Genomic DNA, 15,961 nt, shown 5'->3' with positions numbered 1-15,961 from the left:
TTTGCAGGAAAGCGGCAACCCTTTAGGGACAACTATCATGGGGCGCGATATGGGCTACGACTACGACAAAGTGGATGTCCCAGACGAGGGACAGCAGATCGAAGTTACCGACGACAACGAGCTGAACGTGCCGGAGAACCCGATTATTCCCATCATCCACGGGGACGGTATCGGGACGGACGTGGGTCCGGCCGCCCAGAAGGTCCTCGAAGCGGCCGCCGAGGCCACCGGTCGCGACATCTCCTGGATGCGCGTCTACGCCGGCGGTAGCGCCCGCGAGATGTACGACGAGAACCTGCCCGACGACACCGTCGAGGCCATCAAGGAGTTCAACGTCGCCATCAAGGGGCCGCTGACGACGCCCGTCGGCGCCGGCTTCCGTTCGCTGAACGTCGCGCTCCGGAAGACGCTCGACCTCTACGCGAACGTCCGGCCGACGTACTACATCGACGGCGTCCCCTCCCCCGTGAAGGACCCCAGCGAGATGGACATGGTCACGTTCCGGGAGAACACCGAGGACGTCTACGCCGGCATCGAGTGGGAGGCCGGCACCGACGAAGTCCAGGAGGTCAAGGAGTTCGTCGAAGAGGAGATGGACTTCGACCAGACCATCCACGACGGTCCGGTCGGCATCGGCGTCAAACCCATCACGGAGTTCGGCACCAAGCGACTGGTCCGTGAGGCAATCGACTACGCCATCGAGGAGGGCCGTGACTCGGTCACGCTCGTCCACAAGGGCAACATCATGAAGTTCACCGAGGGCGCCTTCCGCGACTGGGGCTACGAGGTCGCCGAGGAGGAGTACGGCGAGGACGTCATCACCGAGGACGAGCTCTGGGAGGAGTACGACGGCGAACAGCCCGAGGGCACGCTCGTCGTCAACGACCGCATCGCGGACAACATGCTCCAGCAGCTCCTGACCCGCACCGGCGACTACGACGTCATCGCGACGATGAACTTAAACGGGGACTACATGTCCGACGCCGCCGGCGCACAGATCGGCGGCCTGGGCATCGCCCCCGGCGCGAACTTCGGCGAGGCCCGCTGTCTCGCCGAACCGGTCCACGGCTCGGCGCCGAAATACGCCGGCGAGGACAAGGTCAACCCGACCGCGATGATTCTCTCCGGCCGACTCATGCTCGAGTACATGGGCTGGAAGGACGCCGGACAGCTCATCCGCGACGCCGTCGAGGAGACCATCTCCAGCGGCAAGGTCACCTACGACCTCGAGCGACAGATCGAGGGCGGCGAGAAGCTCTCGACCTCCGAGTTCGCCGAGGCCGTCGTCGAGAATATACAGAAACTGGCCTGAGGCCAGTTTCTGGGCGCTGACGGCGTAACCGTCAGAATATCCAGAAACTCGCGGAAGCGAGTTCGCGACACCACCGTTTTTTCGCTGCCACCGCTCGTAGCCCGGCGGCCGGTATCAGCCACTGGCGTTCGACTCGGTGGCCCACGCCGGCCGTTCGGGGTCGGTCCGACCGACACGCTTGACAGTAACGCGCATCCGGACGGTCACGGACTGGTCGCTATCGGGGTGGTCCGCCTGCGCGTCGACCGTTAGCGACCGGACGATGCCGTCGCGTCGCTCCGCCTCGAGCGTGCCGTCGCGGCCGTCGCGCAGAGCGGTCGGCAGCGGCACGGTCAGGGGCCCGGTCTGCTCCCCGGTGAGTTGTGTCTGCCCGTTTGCCCGCGCCGCGGTCAAGTCAAAGCCCCGCAGTACCCGCCGCAGAAAGCCCGAGAGCGTGACGTCCTCGAAGCCGACGCTGTCGCTAACCGTCACGGTCGCCGTCCCGTTCTCGGCCGTCTCCCGCCGGAACTCCGTCGAGCCGTTCTGCCAGATGGTGAAGTTCGACGCGGCCTGGGGGTATGGGTCGCGAACCCGACGCTGGTAGCGGTAGGCCCCGTTACTTCCGACGGCGAACTCGTCTATGAGCCGGGCCGTCGTGGCGTTCTCGTACTCGACGGTCAGCGCCACCGTCGTCGTGTACGACCGGTTGCTGAGTGCCTGCCGGTGTCGGTCCGCTATCGCCGCCGGGTCGGTCGTGGCCTCGCCGCTAGCTGTCGGGACCGTCGCGGGCGTCACCGTCTCGCCGCCGTCGCTCTCGAACCCCTGGCAGCCCGCCAGCAGAAGCAGCGCGACCACGGCGACAGCACGGCCACGAGCCATACACGCCAATCCGTGCGGTCGGGCAAACCGTTTGTGCCGACACAACCCGGGGAGCGCGGTGAGTCGCTGGCGGCCACACAGCGCCACCGCACGGACCCCGCCGGAAACGATTTACTACCGGAACGGTACGGTGGGCACATGGCTTCCCTCCCCGTCGAGATTCTGCTCGGCATCTATCTGGGGTTGCTCGTCGGCGTCGTTCCGGCGCTGGTCTCGTGGGCCCTGGGCTTTGCGTTCAAGTACTTCACCGGGGTGACCATCCCCGGCCTGGGTGTCGTCGTGCTGGCTATCGCGCTGGCGGGCGTCAGCGGCGGACTGTTGGCACTCGCCGACCAGTCGATCACGTCGGCGCCAAACGCCGAGCGCGTCGTCACCGCCATCCTGCTGGTCGGGATGGTGTCGCTGTACGCCCACAGCAAAGGGGACAAGATGGGCGCCGAGTTCCCGAAGCGGCTCTCCCTGCAGGGGTTGCGGGACAAGCGCCTGTCGGCTGACGTGGTGGAGCTGGTCGGTGGACGCGACGAGGTCCGCATCGGCGTGGTCGGCGACGTGGCCGACATGGAGGGGTATCCGCCCCTGCCCGAGTCGCTGCGGGCCGAGATACGGGGCGGCGAGTGGACGTTCCCCGTCGACCTCCGCATCGGTGAACTCGAATCCCGCATGGAAGAGCGCCTGAAGACGGAGTTCGATCTCGGCGACGTCGCCGTCAGCATCGACGAGCAGGGCCGGGCGAGTGTCACCGCCGCGCCGCCCTTTTCGGGGCTCTCGAAGCGAATCAGCGACGGGCGCCACGCGGTGTCGGTCGACGCCCTGCTCCCGACCGGCCTCGGGCGCAAAGACGAGGTGACGGTGCTGACTCCCGACGCCGAGGTCAGGGGAACCGTCGTCAGCGCACGAACCACGGACACGGACGAACCGACCCCCGTGGAGACGACCGAGACGTCGGCGGTAGCCGACGCCGACGCGCCGCCGGCAGGTGTGCGGGCACCGACGACCGCCGGCGGGGAGGGTCGACTCACCGTCGCGGTGACCCGGACCGACGCGGGCCCGCTCCTGCGGGCCGAAAGCGCGAAGGTCGTCGTCGAACCGCGTGGGACCCGTCGCGAGTACGAACTCATCTCCCTGCTGCGACGGGCCGGCAACCGGTTCCGACGGGTGACACTCGACGCCGAGAGCGAGCTCGACGGCCAGTCGCTCCGCGAGGCGCGGGTCCGAGAGCAGTACGACGTCGCGGTGCTTTCGGTGCGGAAACCCAGCGGCTGGCGCCTCGCACCGCGTGGCGACACCGAACTCGTCGCCGGCGAGGAGCTGTACGTGGTCGGAACCACGGACGCACTCGACGCGTTCGAGGAGGCGGTCGCATGAGCGCCCACGCGCTCGTCGCGCTACAGGCGGCCCCGCTCCAGAGCAATCCGACCACCGAGGACCCGGTACTGCTCGCGGCGTGGCTCCTCGGCGTCGGGTTCGCCGCCGCGGTCGCGGCGGGCCTCGTCGCGCTGGTGTATCGCTGGTACGTCCGTGAGCGCGTCCCGACCGGACTGGGCGTGCTCTTCGGGCTGACGGTCGTCTCGGTGTACGTCGGGGCGACCGGCGCGCTCGGCGCCGTCATCTCGGACCCCCAGGCCGAAGCGGCCATCCTCCAGACGAGCGACGTGCTCCCGAATCTCGGCGCCTTCGCGCTCGGGGCCGCGGGCTCCTCTGTCGGTATCCGGGTCGGCGACGCCGTCGGGACGGACCTCTTTGCTGCGACCGGCGGGCGCACCGTCGACGCCGACGTGAGTGAGATCGTCCAGACAGTTGGTCGGGTCACCTCAGTGAAGCTGCCCGACGACATCGACGACATCGTCGGTTACGACCCGATGCCCGAAGAGACCAAAGCGTCGCTGGCCGGCAAGCGCTTTCTCTTCCCGCGGCGGCTGACGAAGACCGAACTCCGCGACCGGCTCGTCAGCCGGCTCAAGACCGACTACGGCGTCGGCCACGTCGACCTCGAACTCGACGACGACGGCACCGTCGACTACGTCGCCGTGGGCTCACGAGCGGCCGGCATCGGTCCGACGCTCCCGCCGGCGACCAACGCCGTCGCGGTGCGGGCGGACCCGGCCAACGCCGCCAGCTCCGGCGACCTCGTGCAAGTGTGGGACACCGACCCCCACGAGCGCGTGCTGACCGGCGAGCTGCGCGGCGTCGCGGGCGACGTGGTGACCGTCGCTATCGACGCGGCCGACACGCCCAAGCTCGACCCGACCAGAGAGTACAAGCTGGTCACGCTCCCCGTCCAGGACCGCCCGGACCGGGAGTTCGCCTCCCTGCTCCGGGCCGCCGACGAGACGATGGGGACAATCACGGTCCCGGCCGGCAGCGAGCTCGCCGGGACGCCCATCGGCGAGCTGGGTGTCACCGTCGCAGCCATCACACAGCCCGACAGCCCGCCGGAGCCGATTCCCTCCCGCGAGTGCGTGCTCGACGACGGCGACGTCATCTACGCCATCGCCACGCCGGAGGCGCTCCGCCGGGTCGAGACGGCCGCGAACCGACAGCGGCAAGCTGCGGAGTCCGAGGAGGCGGACGAGACGGACGAAATCGAAGACGACGGGGTAGACGACGCCAGCGGGACCGGCGACGACACCGAACCGACGGCCGATGAACCAGCTGACGGGGACCTCCTCGCGGAGGGCGACGACGAGCCCACCGGCGACGAATCCCCCGGCGAGACCGACGGCGAGAACACCGGCGCCACCGACGAGGGACCGCGGAGCTGAGCATTGGGCGGTGTCACAACCCTCAAGGGCGGCGCTCTCGGGCATCGTGTATGGAGTGGAAGCTGTTCGCACACCTCCGCGACGCCGCCGGTGCCGAGACGGTCAGCGTCGACGTCGAACCCGGCGCGACCGTCGGGGACGCACTCGATGCGCTGGTCGAGACCGAGCCGGCACTGCGTGCGGAGGTGTTCGAGGACGGCGACCTGGCCGACCACATCCGCCTGCTGGTCGACGGCGAGGACGCATTCAGCGCCCGTCAGGGACTGGCGACGGAACTGAGGGCGGACGCCGAGCTCGCGCTCTTCCCGCCGGTCAGTGGCGGGTAGGGGGCTGGTCGGACTCGGCCCGGAGCGTCGTGACCCCGCTGACGACGATTCTGATGCCGTCCTGGTAGGCCGTATCGAGCGTCGCGTCCCAGCCGTGCGTCTCGGCCAGCATCCGGAGGTTCGGCAGGTCCAGCCCGGCCTCGGCGTCCGGAATCGCGCTGCCGTACTCGAAGAACTCGTCCGGGTCGTTGTCGCCCACCCCGTTTCCGTCGTCGGTTATGGTGAACCCGTCGTCGGTCGGGCGGACGGTCACCATCGTGGCGTCGTTGTGTGCCGCGAAATCGAAGGCGTCGACGAACAGCGACCGCAGTCGCGCCGGGTCGGCCGAAAGCGTCGCGTCGCCGTCGACCGAGAGCGCCATCGACCCAGTGTCGGCTCGCTCCCACGCCGCGCCGGCGATATCGGCGAGTCCCACACGTTCTACCTCCGCCGCTTCGACCGTCTGTCCGTATCTGGCCAGTGTCGCGAGGTCCCCGACGATGGACGACATCCTGTCGGTCGTCCCCGAGGCGGTGCGCAGCGAATCCCGGGCCGCGGTCACGTCGCCGTCGTCGAGCGCCTTGCCGGCGATATCGACTCTGGCGCTGACGACCTGTAGCGTGTTGAGCAGTTCGTGTCTGATGGCGGCGGCGAACCCCTCGAGTTGCTCGTTCTGCCGGACCAGCTCCCGGCGCTGGCCCTCGGTCTCGGTCACGTCGGTGAAGACGACGAGCCGGCCGATACTGGCCTGTCCGAGTGCGAACGTGGTCTCGCTGACGAGGTAGTACGCCGGCTCGCCGTCCCGGCTCCGTTCGAGTATCTTGGTGTCGCTCTCGAGGGCGGCGGCGGCGTCGGGGGCGACCGACGGGAGCGAATCACCGGTGGAGCCGGAAAGCTCAGGGAAGAGCCGTTCGGCCATCCGGTTGTACTTGCGGATTTCGTCACCGTCGAGGTAGATGACCGGGTCCTCGACCCCGTCGGTCAGCTGGACGGTCAGGAACTCGGACTGGTAGACATAGAGGACACCGATGGCGAAGACGGCGACCCCGATGGGCTCGTAGTTGATGTCGATGAGATAGTCGGTGCTGAATCCGACGATATCGAGCACGACCGGGACTGCCGTGACACCGACGAGGGCTGCAAGCGGTCTCGTATCGAACTCCGCGTCGAGGAACATCTCGTAGAGCATGAATATGCCGACCGAGACGAGGGCATACGAGAGCCCGGCGACGACCCAGTGGAACAGTTCGTGCCTGATTGTCATGTGCGGGAACGGCGTCGTGACCAGGGCGGTATCGAAGTACAGCCCGTGAATCGGGTTCGTCAGTTTCACCGCGACGATACCGAGATAGACGGCGACCGAGAGGCGCCGGTAGAACTGATTCCGATGGAACGAGCGGCCGGTGTAGGCCGAACAGAAGTAGAGCCACGCCCCGACGGTCGTCAATCCGACGACGAGGCTGAGGGTATACGTCACGTACGCCGTCGCGGGCGTCGGGGCGACCAGAAAGGCCAGTTCCAGGGCGGCCCACCCACCGCTTGCGGCCAGGAGCCCGACGAGCCCCCGTCGGGTGTCCCTGTCGGTGACACGGCGGGCGCGAAAGAGGGCGATACCGCAGCCGAGTGTGGCGATCGCGTAGGTGAGCGTGTATGCGAGGAAGGCAGACGAGACGCCGAAGCGGGCCATCTACACCGTGATTGGTCGGTATCGCATTTGAGTACTGTGGCGGATTACAAGCTCTGATAACGACTGAACGGTTCTGAGGTGCCCTCAGCGGGTGAGGTCGACAGCGAGCACGAAGTCGGGCCAGTCGGCCAGTTCGGCCCGGACAGCGGCGGCCTCGGCCACGTGGCGGGGCGTCTCGGGGACGAGGACACGCGTCCCCTCGACACCGAGGTCGCCGGCGTCGGCCCGAATCGCGTCGAACAGCGCCATGGCGGCGTCCCGGTCGTCCCAGGCGCCGACGGCGTACTCGGCGACCGTCCCATCGCCCGACGGCGCCGGCCTCGTCCCGGTTCGGCAGGCCATGCCGGTCGTGCCGTCGGCCGTGACCGCGAAGACGGCCGCCTCGTCGGCCAGCCGATCGAGCCGGTCGCGGGTCAGTTCCGAGAGCGCCCAGGCCCGGTCGGGGTCCAGTGCCAGCCCCGAGAGGTGTGTCCGGGCGTCGCTCGCGGTCCAGTAGCTCCAGGCGGCGGCGGGGTCGTTCGTCACGGGACCGTCGGGCGTTGCGTCGGCGCGCGGCTCGGGATGAGCGAACCGAAAGGCGGTGTCTGGCTCGAATCCCGCCGCGACCGACTGGCCGAGGCCGGCGTCGTTCCAGGAGAAGACCATGTTGCGCCCGACCGTCGCGCCGCGCTCGCGGGCCCAGTCGAAACAGTGCTCGACCATCGCCAGCCCCAGCCCCTCGCCGCGGTGGTCGGGGGCGACGCGCATCCCCTGGAACCACGCCTCGTGGTCGGTCAGCATGACCGCCTGACAGAGCCCGGCAGCAGTGCCGTCGACCTCGGCGACGACGGTGTGCTGGTCAGGGCCGTCGCTCTCGACCCACGAGGCGAACACGTCAGGGACGTAATCGACCGTGTCGTGGCGCTCGTTCCACACCTGCTCTGCGAACGCGACGACGTCGTCGGCGTCGTCGAGGCGGGCCTGTCGGACGGTCGGCGTCATATCGAACGGTCGACGGCCAGCGAGAAAAAGCTACAGCGCTTACAGCCACGGCGTCGAGCGCTGCTGAATCTCCCCGGAAAGGGGCGTCCCCATCGCCTTGGCCACGTCGTCGCTGTTTTCGAGCGCCCACATCAGCTTGACCTTGGCGGTGCCGGGCAGCATGTCCTCGCCCTCGATGACGCCAGCGTCGAGCAGGTCCCGGCCGGTGTCGTAGACGCGGTCACAGACTCGGCCCTCCAGGCACTGGCTGGTCATCACGACCGGGATATCGAGGTCCTCGACGACGGATATCCAGTCGGTGTTGACGTGGCCCAGCCCGGTGCCCTCGATGACGAGCCCGTCGCTGCCGTCGGCCGCGGCTTCGAGGACAGCGGTGTCCATCCCCGGCGTGAACTTGACGAGTTCGACGTCGGTCGCGAGCTCGTCGTGCAGGGCCAGGTCCTGCTCGCCCCGGGACTGGTAGTCCCTGCGGAACGACACCGCGTTGTCGCCGTCGGTGTCGTAGTCGACGGTCCCCAGCGGCTCCGCGCCCACCGTCTCGAAGGCGTCCCGGCGGGAGGTGTGGTTCTTGCGCACGCGGGTCCCGCGGTGGAGCGCACAGCGGTCGTCGGACTCCCCGGCGTGCATACAGACGAGCACCTCGGCGCAGTCGCTCGTGGCCGCCTCGACCGCCGAGACGGCGTTCATGACGTTGTCCGAAGAGGGCCGGTCCGCCGAGCGCTGGCTGCCCGTAAAGACGATGGGGACCGGCGTCTCGAGCATGAAGGAAAGCGCCGAGGCGGTAAACTGCATCGTGTCGGTGCCGTGCATGACGACGACGCCGTCGGCACCGGCCTCTATCTCGTCGTAGACGGCGCGGGCGAGGTCCTGCCACACCGCCGGCGTCATGTTCTCCGAGAGGATGTTGGCGACGACGCGGCCGCGGTAGTTGGCCATCCCCGCGAGGTCGGGCACCGCCCGGAGGACGTCCTCGGCGTCGAACTGCGCCGTCACCGCGCCGGTGCGGTAGTCGACGGTCGAGGCGATGGTCCCGCCGGTCGAGATGAGCGACACCGTCGGGAGGTCGTCGTCGAACTCGATTTCGGAGGTGCCCTCCTCGTCCTGTGCGCTCTCGACGTCGTAGACGTCGGATTCGAGGACGTCGACGCTCGCTTCGTCGCGGTCGATACCCACGTTGTACCCCCCGTCGAGCTTGACCACGAGGTGCTCGTCAGTGCTCGAAGGGAGCAAAACGCCCTCGTAACGCTGGTCCGCGCGGTCGACACGGACCCGGTCGCCTGCGTTCATAGCCGCCAGTTCTGGCTGCCGTGACTTGAACCCACTCGTTCGCCCTCGCGACAGGCGGTCCGTGAGCAGGCAGCGCCGGCTGCCCCGCTGCCGGCGTCACCCGGCAGTCGAACGCCGGCTGCCCCGCTGCCGGCGTCACCCGGCAGTCGAACGCCGGCTGCCCCGCTGCCGGCGTCACCCGGCGGCTGACGCGCGTCAGACGGCGCCCATAAAAGACATACGTCCAGCGAGCCGAGTACCGGTATGTCCGACGGAACGGTGGAGCGAACCCGCGAATCCGAGACGGACGTAGAGTCGGTGGCGACGGACGCCACCGACGGGACGGACACCACACTCGGGTCACTGTCCGAGGACGCCACTGACACAGCCGCCGAATCCAGCGGCAGCTACGTTTCGGTCCGGGCGCTGATTGTCGCCTTTGTCGCCGTCGGTGCCGGGATGACGCTCGGGAGCCTCGTCCCGATGATTCCGTTCGTGGCCTTCGCCGGCATCCCCGTCGGCGCGTTCCTCCACGGACTGCTGGACCGCGAGCGCCGCTACGTCGAGACGGCCGTCGCCGGCGGCGTGCTCGCTGGTCTGTCTGTCGTCACCTCGCTGCTCCCGCAGGTGCTTGCCGGCCTGAACGGGACGCGACTGTTCGCCATCACCGCCGCTGTCGGGCTCGTGCTGGCTGTCGTCGGCCACTACTTCGGGCGCGACTTACGCGACGGACTGACCCGGGAGCTCTAGTGGAGCTGCCAGCCCTCTTCCGTCCGCTCGACGACGTCCTCCCTGGCGAGTCGTCCCAGCGCCTTCTCGACGAGTTCCGGCGGGGCCTCGAGCTCACGGGACAGTGACTGGACCGACAGGGGCCCGTGAGTGAGCGCGCTCACCAGCTCGGCGTACAGGCGCCCCTCGCCGTTCTCGACGGCCTCGTCGAAGCGGTCGCGGACGTCGGTCACCCGGCCCTGGACCCACCGCTGGGCCAGCGAGAGCTCGTTTTCCAGCTGTTCGAGCCGGTTGAGCTGTCGCGCGAGGTCCCGGAGGTCGCCGCCGCCCTCGTCCTCGACCTCGATAGAGAGGTGCCGGCAGGTCGAGATATCCAGTCCGGTACTCGTCGGATAGGCACTCTTGGTCCCGAACTCGTAGGGCGAGACCCGCACTTCGAGCCGGAGGTTCCGCGAGATAGAGAAGTACTTCCGGCGCTGGTCGTCGGTCCGGGACTCGACCAGTCCCGCCTCCTCTAGCTTCTTGAGGTGGTCGATGACGGCTTTCGGGCTGACGCCGAGATACTCGCTTATCTCGGTCACGTAGCAGGGCTTGTGCGCGAGCAGCCGCAGAATCCGCCGGCGGTTGGCGTTTCCAAGCAGGTCGAGCAACTCGGCGGAGTCCATTCACCTGACGTAATGGGTCGTAGTTAAAAAGGTTGACCCTCAGATGGCCGTCAGTTCTTCGACCGGCCCGGCGCGTTGTCGCTTCCTTGCCCGCCGCCGGCGCGGTTATCGCCGCCACCCGAGCCAGCCTGACTGCCGCTCTCGCCGTCGGTCTCGCCCGCGGAACTGTTCCCGCCGGAACTGCCTTTGTCCGTTTCGTTGGCGGCGTTGCCACCCGTCCGGTCGGGACCGTTCGTCCGGTTCTCTGTTGCCCCGCGGTCGCCTTCACCGGCCGACTGGCCCCGCTCGCCGCGGTCTTCGGGCGGGCCCCGCTCCGCCGGCGGGCCGCCGCCCAGACCGCGAGCGATGGCCGCAACTTCCGGCCCCTTCAGCTCGGAGGCGTTCTGTCGGAGCCGTTCGAGCCGGCTATCGTTCACACCGGCCTGGGCCGCGGCTTCATCGGTGTCGTTTATCGCCGTCTGCAGCGAGTCGATACGGGCGCTGAGCCGGCTCTGCTGGGCGAGATAGGCTGGCTCCGGAATCGAGTCGTTCTCGTAACGCTCTGTCAGGCTCTCGTTCTGTCGCTGGAGTCGGTCGAGCCGCTGTTCCAGCGTTCCGGTCCGGTTCTGGACGAGCGGTGCCCGTTCACTGGCGTTCGACTGGTTAAACCCGGCTTTCCACATCCCGTTCTCGACGGAATCGTTCATCGCGGTAGAGCTAGACTGGGTAAAGGCCGTCACTTGCGCCCCCATCCCAGCGGTTTCCCCGCTCTCGTTGGTCGTGTTGCGGGTCGCCGTCGCGGTCTCCCCGGCCATGATAGTCGGGGCGACCAGCATAGCGACGGCGACCGACACGACCACCAGCGTGTGACGGTGAGTCATCTATCAGGGTCTATGGCCTCCCCCAAATAAAAACCGGGTCGTTCGTTCGTGTCGTTCACGCGCCCGCGAGACGCGCCGAGCTAGTCCAAGAGCGTTTATTCGCCGCTCTCATCCAGCCTCGGCAGCCATCGTGACGCCACCGCGACCGACCCCACCGACAGCGCCACGGTGGCGACGACGAGCGCCGGCCCGGGGTCGTAGCGCAACGGCGGATAGTAGCCAAAGCCGTAGTCTAACAGGTCGTTGGCCAGCGCCAGAACCAGCGCCGTCACCAGCGCTCCGCGGGTCGTCCGCGCGTAATGTGGGACCAGCGCCCCCTCGGCGACGAAGCCGACGTGGGTGACGATGATACCGAAGTACGCCCACAGCGCGGGGAAGTAGACGTCGAATCCGAGGTTCAGGGCGACGACCGTCCAGACGCCCATCTTCACCAGCCACACCAGGGCGATGGTGTGGAGATAGGCGAGCGGGAGATTCGTCGGCACGTCCTCCAGCGAATCACCCAGGAACGGCCACAGCGTCACCAGCGACAGCGTCATCAGGAACAGGGCCGTCGGCGAATCGGCGTACAGCGGCCAGAGGAACGTCGAGACGCCCGGCATCGTCTCGACGTAGTACCGAACGCCCACGAGGATAGCCACGGCGTTGACGACGACCAGCCACACCAGACTCGGCGCGTTCTCCAGGTAGTAGCGTGCGTACCGCCGTGGAAGCGGTCCCCGACTCTCCATACAGAGGATGTAGGACGGCGGTGTGAAACGCTGTCGATACGCGGTGGCCAAGTCATAGCGAGAGCAGAGGCGACCAGTCGGAACAGGCCGGGGATTTCCGCACCTGTGGATAAGTTGCAGCGCTGGAAACGAGTGCCTAATACTGGTGGCTGTAACAAACAGGAACTTACAGCCATCGGTATAACAGACCGGGCCGACAGAACCCGCGTTCGCTAGAATAGCCCGACGACAAGAGGATTTCGCCGAAGGCTTTTATATATTCATGTGCATCGTTCACGCGTACCGATGTTCGAACAGTTCTCACGCGGCTACTACCTCGGCCGCCTCTACGTCGAACCACGAGAGGGCGGCCCCGCGATGTGTCGGGACCAGCACGAGCGAGTGAATCAACAGCTGTACGGCGACGAGGGCGTAACACGGACAGACCTCCCGCTGGTGATGAAACTGGGCCGGCGTCACTTCCCCGTCCGGGGCGACGAGGAGGTGCCGGCGGACACGCTCGCGGTCCCCGAGGCGGTACTCGCGGACGCGGACATCCGGAACCCGCCGAGCCTGAGCGAGGTGTTCCTCGCGAAGGCCGACCACGCGGCCCAGCTGCTGTCGGTGGCGGACACGAGTGAGACACTCCCCGACAGCGCGGTGTAGCCGGCCGGCTCGGCGCGGTCGGCGCGGGCAACCACTTTTAAGCCACTCCCCGTTGGCAGTTCAGTCCATGCTTGACCGGTTGCTGGGGCGCGAGTCGCTGAAGGAGCGCGTCGCCGAACTCGAAGAAGCAAAGCGCCACCTCGAACGGCAACTCGACGCGGAGGAGGAACGGCGCGCCGAGGCGACGACGGCTCGCCAGCGGGCCGAGGAGCGGGAGAACCGCCTCGAGGACCGCGTCGCCGAGCTCGAGGACCGCGTCGAGCGTCTGCAGTCGGCCGACGCCGGCGCCGCCGACCGCGACGCCGAACGGCTCCACGGCCACCGCGTCGGTGAGATACTCGACCGGCTGGCCGCCTTCGAGACAGCGCGAGAAGGCGTCTTCACCGCCTACGTCGCCGGCGAACACGACGTGCCAGACGCGGTCCGGGCGGCCTTCGGCGACCGCAGCGAGGCCGTGGCCGGCGCCGCGCCGTGTCTCGCGGTCACCGACGACGCGGGACTGCTGTCGGCCTGCCTCTCGGTGCCCGTGCCGCCCGAACCCTTCGCCGGCTGGGACGACAGCGTCCAGTTCGACCGGTCGTGGTTCGAACCGACCGGCGAGCATACGGTCGCGCTCGTTCGCTCGGACCTGTTCGCCCTCGGGGAGTACGACGGCCGCGAGCGGACGGCGTTCCACGGCTTCGACTCCGAGCTGAAAAGCCAACACTCCAAGGGCGGGTTCTCCCAGTCGCGGTTCGAGCGCCTGCGCGACCAGCAGATAGCGAACCACGTCGAGCGCTGTCGCGCAGCCATCGAGGAGGTCGATCCCGAGCGGCTGTACGTCCTCGGCGAGGGGTCGGTCATCCACGAGTTCGACGAGCGGGCCGCGGTGACGAAAGCTGTCGACGCCACCGGCGAACCTGAGGACGCACTCGCCGACGCGGTGCGGTCGCTGTGGACCGTGCGGCTGGTCGTCCCGTAACCCTAGCTTTAGGCGCTCGCCACGCGACTCGCCACGTATGCAGGTCGCCGTTCTCGCCCACGATTCGTTTCCCGACCGCGCCAAGACAGCGGTGGGACTGCTCCGTTACGGCGACCACGAGGTTCGGGCCGTACTGGACCGCGAGCGAGCCGGCGGACGGGTCGCCGACCACCTCCCGGACGTCCAGGACGCCCCAATCGTCGCGTCGATGGACGAGGTCCCCGAGATAGACGCCCTGGTCATCGGCGTCGCGCCCATCGGCGGCGGCTTCGAGGCGTCCTGGCGGCCCGACGTTCGGGCGGCCCTGGAGCGGGGCGTACACGTCCTCTCTGGGCTACACACCTTCCTCGCCGAGGACGAAGCGTTCGCCAAGCTGGCCGCCGAACACGGCGGACAGCTCGTCGACGTGCGGAAACCGCCCGAGAACCTCACTGTGGCCGAGGGGACCGCCGGCGAGGTCGAGGCGACCGTCGTCACCACCGTCGGCACCGACTGTTCGACGGGGAAGATGACCACGGCCTACGAACTCCGAGACGCGGCCCGCGAACGGGGCCTCGACGCTGTCGTCGTGCCGACGGGCCAGACCGGTGTCGTCATCGAGGGGTGGGGAATCGTCGTCGACCGCGTCGTCTCGGACTACGCCGCCGGCGCGGTCGAACGGCTCGTCGAGACGCCGGTGGGGATGGACCTCGTCGTGGTGGAGGGTCAGGGCGCGCTCGGTCACCCGGCGTACTCCGGTGTGACGACGAGTATCCTCCACGGGTCGGCGCCGGACGCCATGGTCATGTGCCACGATGCCGGCCGCGAGCGGGTCCACGGCTACGAGTCGTTCGAACTGCCACAGCCAGGCGAGTACGCCGACCTCTACGAGCGGGTGGCTGCGCCAATCTCCGACGCCCCGGTCGCCGCCGGCGCCCTGAACACCCTGGGACTCGACGACGACGCGGCCGCCGACGCCGTCGCCGCCTACGGCGAGGCCATCGACGCGCCCGCGACCGACCCGGTCCGTGACGGGATTCCCGACCGCCTCTTCGAGGCGATAATATGAACTGGACCGTCTCCCGCCACGACCTGCCGCTGTCGGCGCCGTTCGGTATCAGCCGCGGGACCAGCGAGATTTGTGAGTGTGTCGTCGTCGAGCTGACCCACGAGGGAACCACGGGGTACGGCGCAGTCACCCCGTCGGCCTACTTCGGCGAGACGACCGAGACGGTCACCGAGACGCTCCCCGACCTGCTCGCCGCCGTCGACGAGGTCGGCGACCCCCACGCCGGCCAGCGCATCGAGCGACTGTGCCGCGAGGTGGCGCCCGACCAGCCGGCGGCCCGCAGCGCCGTCGGTATCGCCGTCGCCGACTGGGCCGCCCGGACGCTGGGCGTCCCGCTGTACCGCCAGTGGGGACTGGACCCGGAGCGCGTGCCGGCGACGAGCTACACCGTCGGCATCGACCCGCCCGAGGAGATGGCGGCGAAGGCTCACGCAGCCGTCGAGGCCGGGTTCGGGATACTGAAGCTGAAGCTCGGCAGTGACGACGACCGGGCCCGCTTCGACGCGGTGCGGGCGGCCGTCCCAGAGACCGAGTTGCGGGTCGACGCCAACGCGGCCTGGGACGCAGACGAGGCCGTCGCGAAGGCGGGCTGGCTGGAAGCCGGCGGCGTGACGATGCTCGAACAGCCCGTCGCCGCCGACGACGTGGCCGGGCTCGCCCGGGTCACCGACGTGACGACCATGGCGGTGTGTGCCGACGAGGCCTGCCAGACCGCGACGGACATCCCGCGGCTGGCAGACGCCTGTAACGTCGTCAACGTCAAGCTGCCAAGTGCGGCGGTCCGCGGGCGGCCCGGCGGCTGGTTCACGCTGCCGACGCCCACCGGCTCGCCACGATGCTTGGCTGTATGGTCGAGTCCAGCGCCTCGCTTTCCGCCGCCGTCCACCTCGCGCCCCTCGTCGACTACGCCGACCTCGACGGCGCGCTCTTGCTCGATGCGGACCCCTTCGAGGGCGTCCCCATCGAGGGCGACCGGTTCGACCTCCGGCAGGTGTCGGCGGGCACGGGCGCGCGCCGGGTCTGAGCCGGGCAAAACGGGGCGCTTTCCGGCCAGTGCTGTCAACCGTCAGTAGCGTTGTTGGCACCGATCTTATTTATATAATTGCTTGAAAAATCATGGCCGATAATCGGCTACCCACAGTTATACGTCG

Annotated in this window: 15 protein-coding genes and 1 pseudogene; 9 read left to right on the top strand and 7 right to left on the bottom strand. The window is 68.5% G+C overall.

The genetic code is table 11. From position 1 onward, the window contains the following. Positions 1–49: 49 nt before the first annotated feature. Entirely contained in the window at positions 50–1,312 is a 1,263-nt protein-coding gene (gene icd / locus P1K32_RS11385; RefSeq protein ID WP_276249853.1) for an isocitrate dehydrogenase (NADP(+)), read from the top strand. A gap of 114 nt (positions 1,313–1,426) precedes the next feature. On the opposite strand, the gene P1K32_RS11380 is transcribed toward icd, so the two are convergent. After that, positions 1,427–2,170, bottom strand: a complete 744-nt coding sequence (locus P1K32_RS11380) for a hypothetical protein (protein WP_276249852.1) — start codon at positions 2,168–2,170, stop codon at positions 1,427–1,429. A 138-nt stretch (positions 2,171–2,308) separates the two neighbouring features. Here P1K32_RS11380 and P1K32_RS11375 point away from each other — a divergent pair, with 138 nt between their 5' ends. The 3 genes from P1K32_RS11375 to P1K32_RS11365 are packed head-to-tail and all read left to right on the top strand — an operon-like array spanning position 2,309 to position 5,258. Next, a complete protein-coding gene (locus tag P1K32_RS11375) occupies positions 2,309–3,535 on the top strand; it encodes a potassium channel family protein (RefSeq protein ID WP_276249851.1) in 1,227 nt (408 codons plus the stop codon). Beyond that, entirely contained in the window at positions 3,532–4,932 is a 1,401-nt protein-coding gene (locus P1K32_RS11370) for a TrkA C-terminal domain-containing protein (RefSeq protein ID WP_379691125.1), read from the top strand. The genes P1K32_RS11375 and P1K32_RS11370 overlap by 4 nt, the downstream gene beginning before the upstream one ends. Before the next feature lie 50 nt (positions 4,933–4,982). Next, positions 4,983–5,258 (top strand): ubiquitin-like small modifier protein 1, encoded by a 276-nt coding sequence (locus P1K32_RS11365; protein ID WP_276249850.1) that lies wholly within the window; start codon positions 4,983–4,985, stop codon positions 5,256–5,258. On the opposite strand, the gene P1K32_RS11360 is transcribed toward P1K32_RS11365, so the two are convergent. The 3 genes from P1K32_RS11360 to gatD form a co-directional block, all read right to left on the bottom strand. Then, entirely contained in the window at positions 5,245–6,924 is a 1,680-nt protein-coding gene (locus P1K32_RS11360) for a sensor histidine kinase (protein WP_276249849.1), read from the bottom strand. The genes P1K32_RS11365 and P1K32_RS11360 overlap by 14 nt on opposite strands. A gap of 84 nt (positions 6,925–7,008) precedes the next feature. Continuing rightward, positions 7,009–7,905: a GNAT family N-acetyltransferase gene (locus P1K32_RS11355; RefSeq protein WP_276249848.1), complete on the bottom strand. Its 897-nt coding sequence runs from the start codon at positions 7,903–7,905 to the stop codon at positions 7,009–7,011. 39 nt (positions 7,906–7,944) lie between these two features. Further along, positions 7,945–9,192: a Glu-tRNA(Gln) amidotransferase subunit GatD gene (gatD, locus tag P1K32_RS11350; protein ID WP_276249847.1), complete on the bottom strand. Its 1,248-nt coding sequence runs from the start codon at positions 9,190–9,192 to the stop codon at positions 7,945–7,947. A gap of 243 nt (positions 9,193–9,435) precedes the next feature. Here gatD and P1K32_RS11345 point away from each other — a divergent pair, with 243 nt between their 5' ends. Continuing rightward, positions 9,436–9,921, top strand: coding sequence for a hypothetical protein (locus tag P1K32_RS11345; protein WP_276249846.1), 486 nt, complete (start codon positions 9,436–9,438; stop codon positions 9,919–9,921). On the opposite strand, the gene P1K32_RS11340 is transcribed toward P1K32_RS11345, so the two are convergent. The 3 genes from P1K32_RS11340 to P1K32_RS11330 all read right to left on the bottom strand — a co-directional run bounded on the left by P1K32_RS11340 (position 9,918) and on the right by P1K32_RS11330 (position 12,156). Continuing rightward, positions 9,918–10,565 (bottom strand): ArsR/SmtB family transcription factor, encoded by a 648-nt coding sequence (locus P1K32_RS11340; RefSeq protein WP_276249845.1) that lies wholly within the window; start codon positions 10,563–10,565, stop codon positions 9,918–9,920. The two genes, P1K32_RS11345 and P1K32_RS11340, sit on opposite strands and share 4 nt — an antisense overlap. A 50-nt stretch (positions 10,566–10,615) precedes the next feature. Next, on the bottom strand, positions 10,616–11,425 hold the full coding sequence (locus P1K32_RS11335) for a DUF7096 domain-containing protein (RefSeq protein ID WP_276249844.1): 810 nt from the start codon (positions 11,423–11,425) through the stop codon (positions 10,616–10,618). Between the two features lie 95 nt (positions 11,426–11,520). Next, on the bottom strand, positions 11,521–12,156 hold the full coding sequence (locus P1K32_RS11330; RefSeq protein ID WP_276249843.1) for a DUF1405 domain-containing protein: 636 nt from the start codon (positions 12,154–12,156) through the stop codon (positions 11,521–11,523). Between the two features lie 285 nt (positions 12,157–12,441). Here P1K32_RS11330 and P1K32_RS11325 point away from each other — a divergent pair, with 285 nt between their 5' ends. The 4 genes and pseudogenes from P1K32_RS11325 to P1K32_RS11310 all read left to right on the top strand — a co-directional run bounded on the left by P1K32_RS11325 (position 12,442) and on the right by P1K32_RS11310 (position 15,834). Continuing rightward, positions 12,442–12,801 carry a DUF5802 family protein gene (locus tag P1K32_RS11325; RefSeq protein WP_276249842.1) on the top strand — a complete coding sequence of 120 codons (360 nt, stop codon included), beginning with the start codon at positions 12,442–12,444 and terminating at the stop codon, positions 12,799–12,801. A 67-nt stretch (positions 12,802–12,868) separates the two neighbouring features. Next, positions 12,869–13,762, top strand: a complete 894-nt coding sequence (locus P1K32_RS11320) for a Vms1/Ankzf1 family peptidyl-tRNA hydrolase (protein ID WP_276249841.1) — start codon at positions 12,869–12,871, stop codon at positions 13,760–13,762. A 37-nt stretch (positions 13,763–13,799) separates the two neighbouring features. Then, positions 13,800–14,810, top strand: coding sequence for an N-acetyltransferase DgcN family protein (locus P1K32_RS11315; protein WP_276249840.1), 1,011 nt, complete (start codon positions 13,800–13,802; stop codon positions 14,808–14,810). After that, positions 14,807–15,834: pseudogene (locus P1K32_RS11310) on the top strand (dipeptide epimerase). The gene P1K32_RS11315 and the pseudogene P1K32_RS11310 overlap by 4 nt, the downstream one beginning before the upstream one ends. The last annotated feature ends 127 nt before the right edge of the window (positions 15,835–15,961 follow it).

This window comes from Haloarcula rara (assembly GCF_029338235.1).
GTDB lineage: Archaea > Halobacteriota > Halobacteria > Halobacteriales > Haloarculaceae > Haloarcula > Haloarcula rara.
This window is presented reverse-complemented; position numbering and strand designations above follow the sequence as displayed.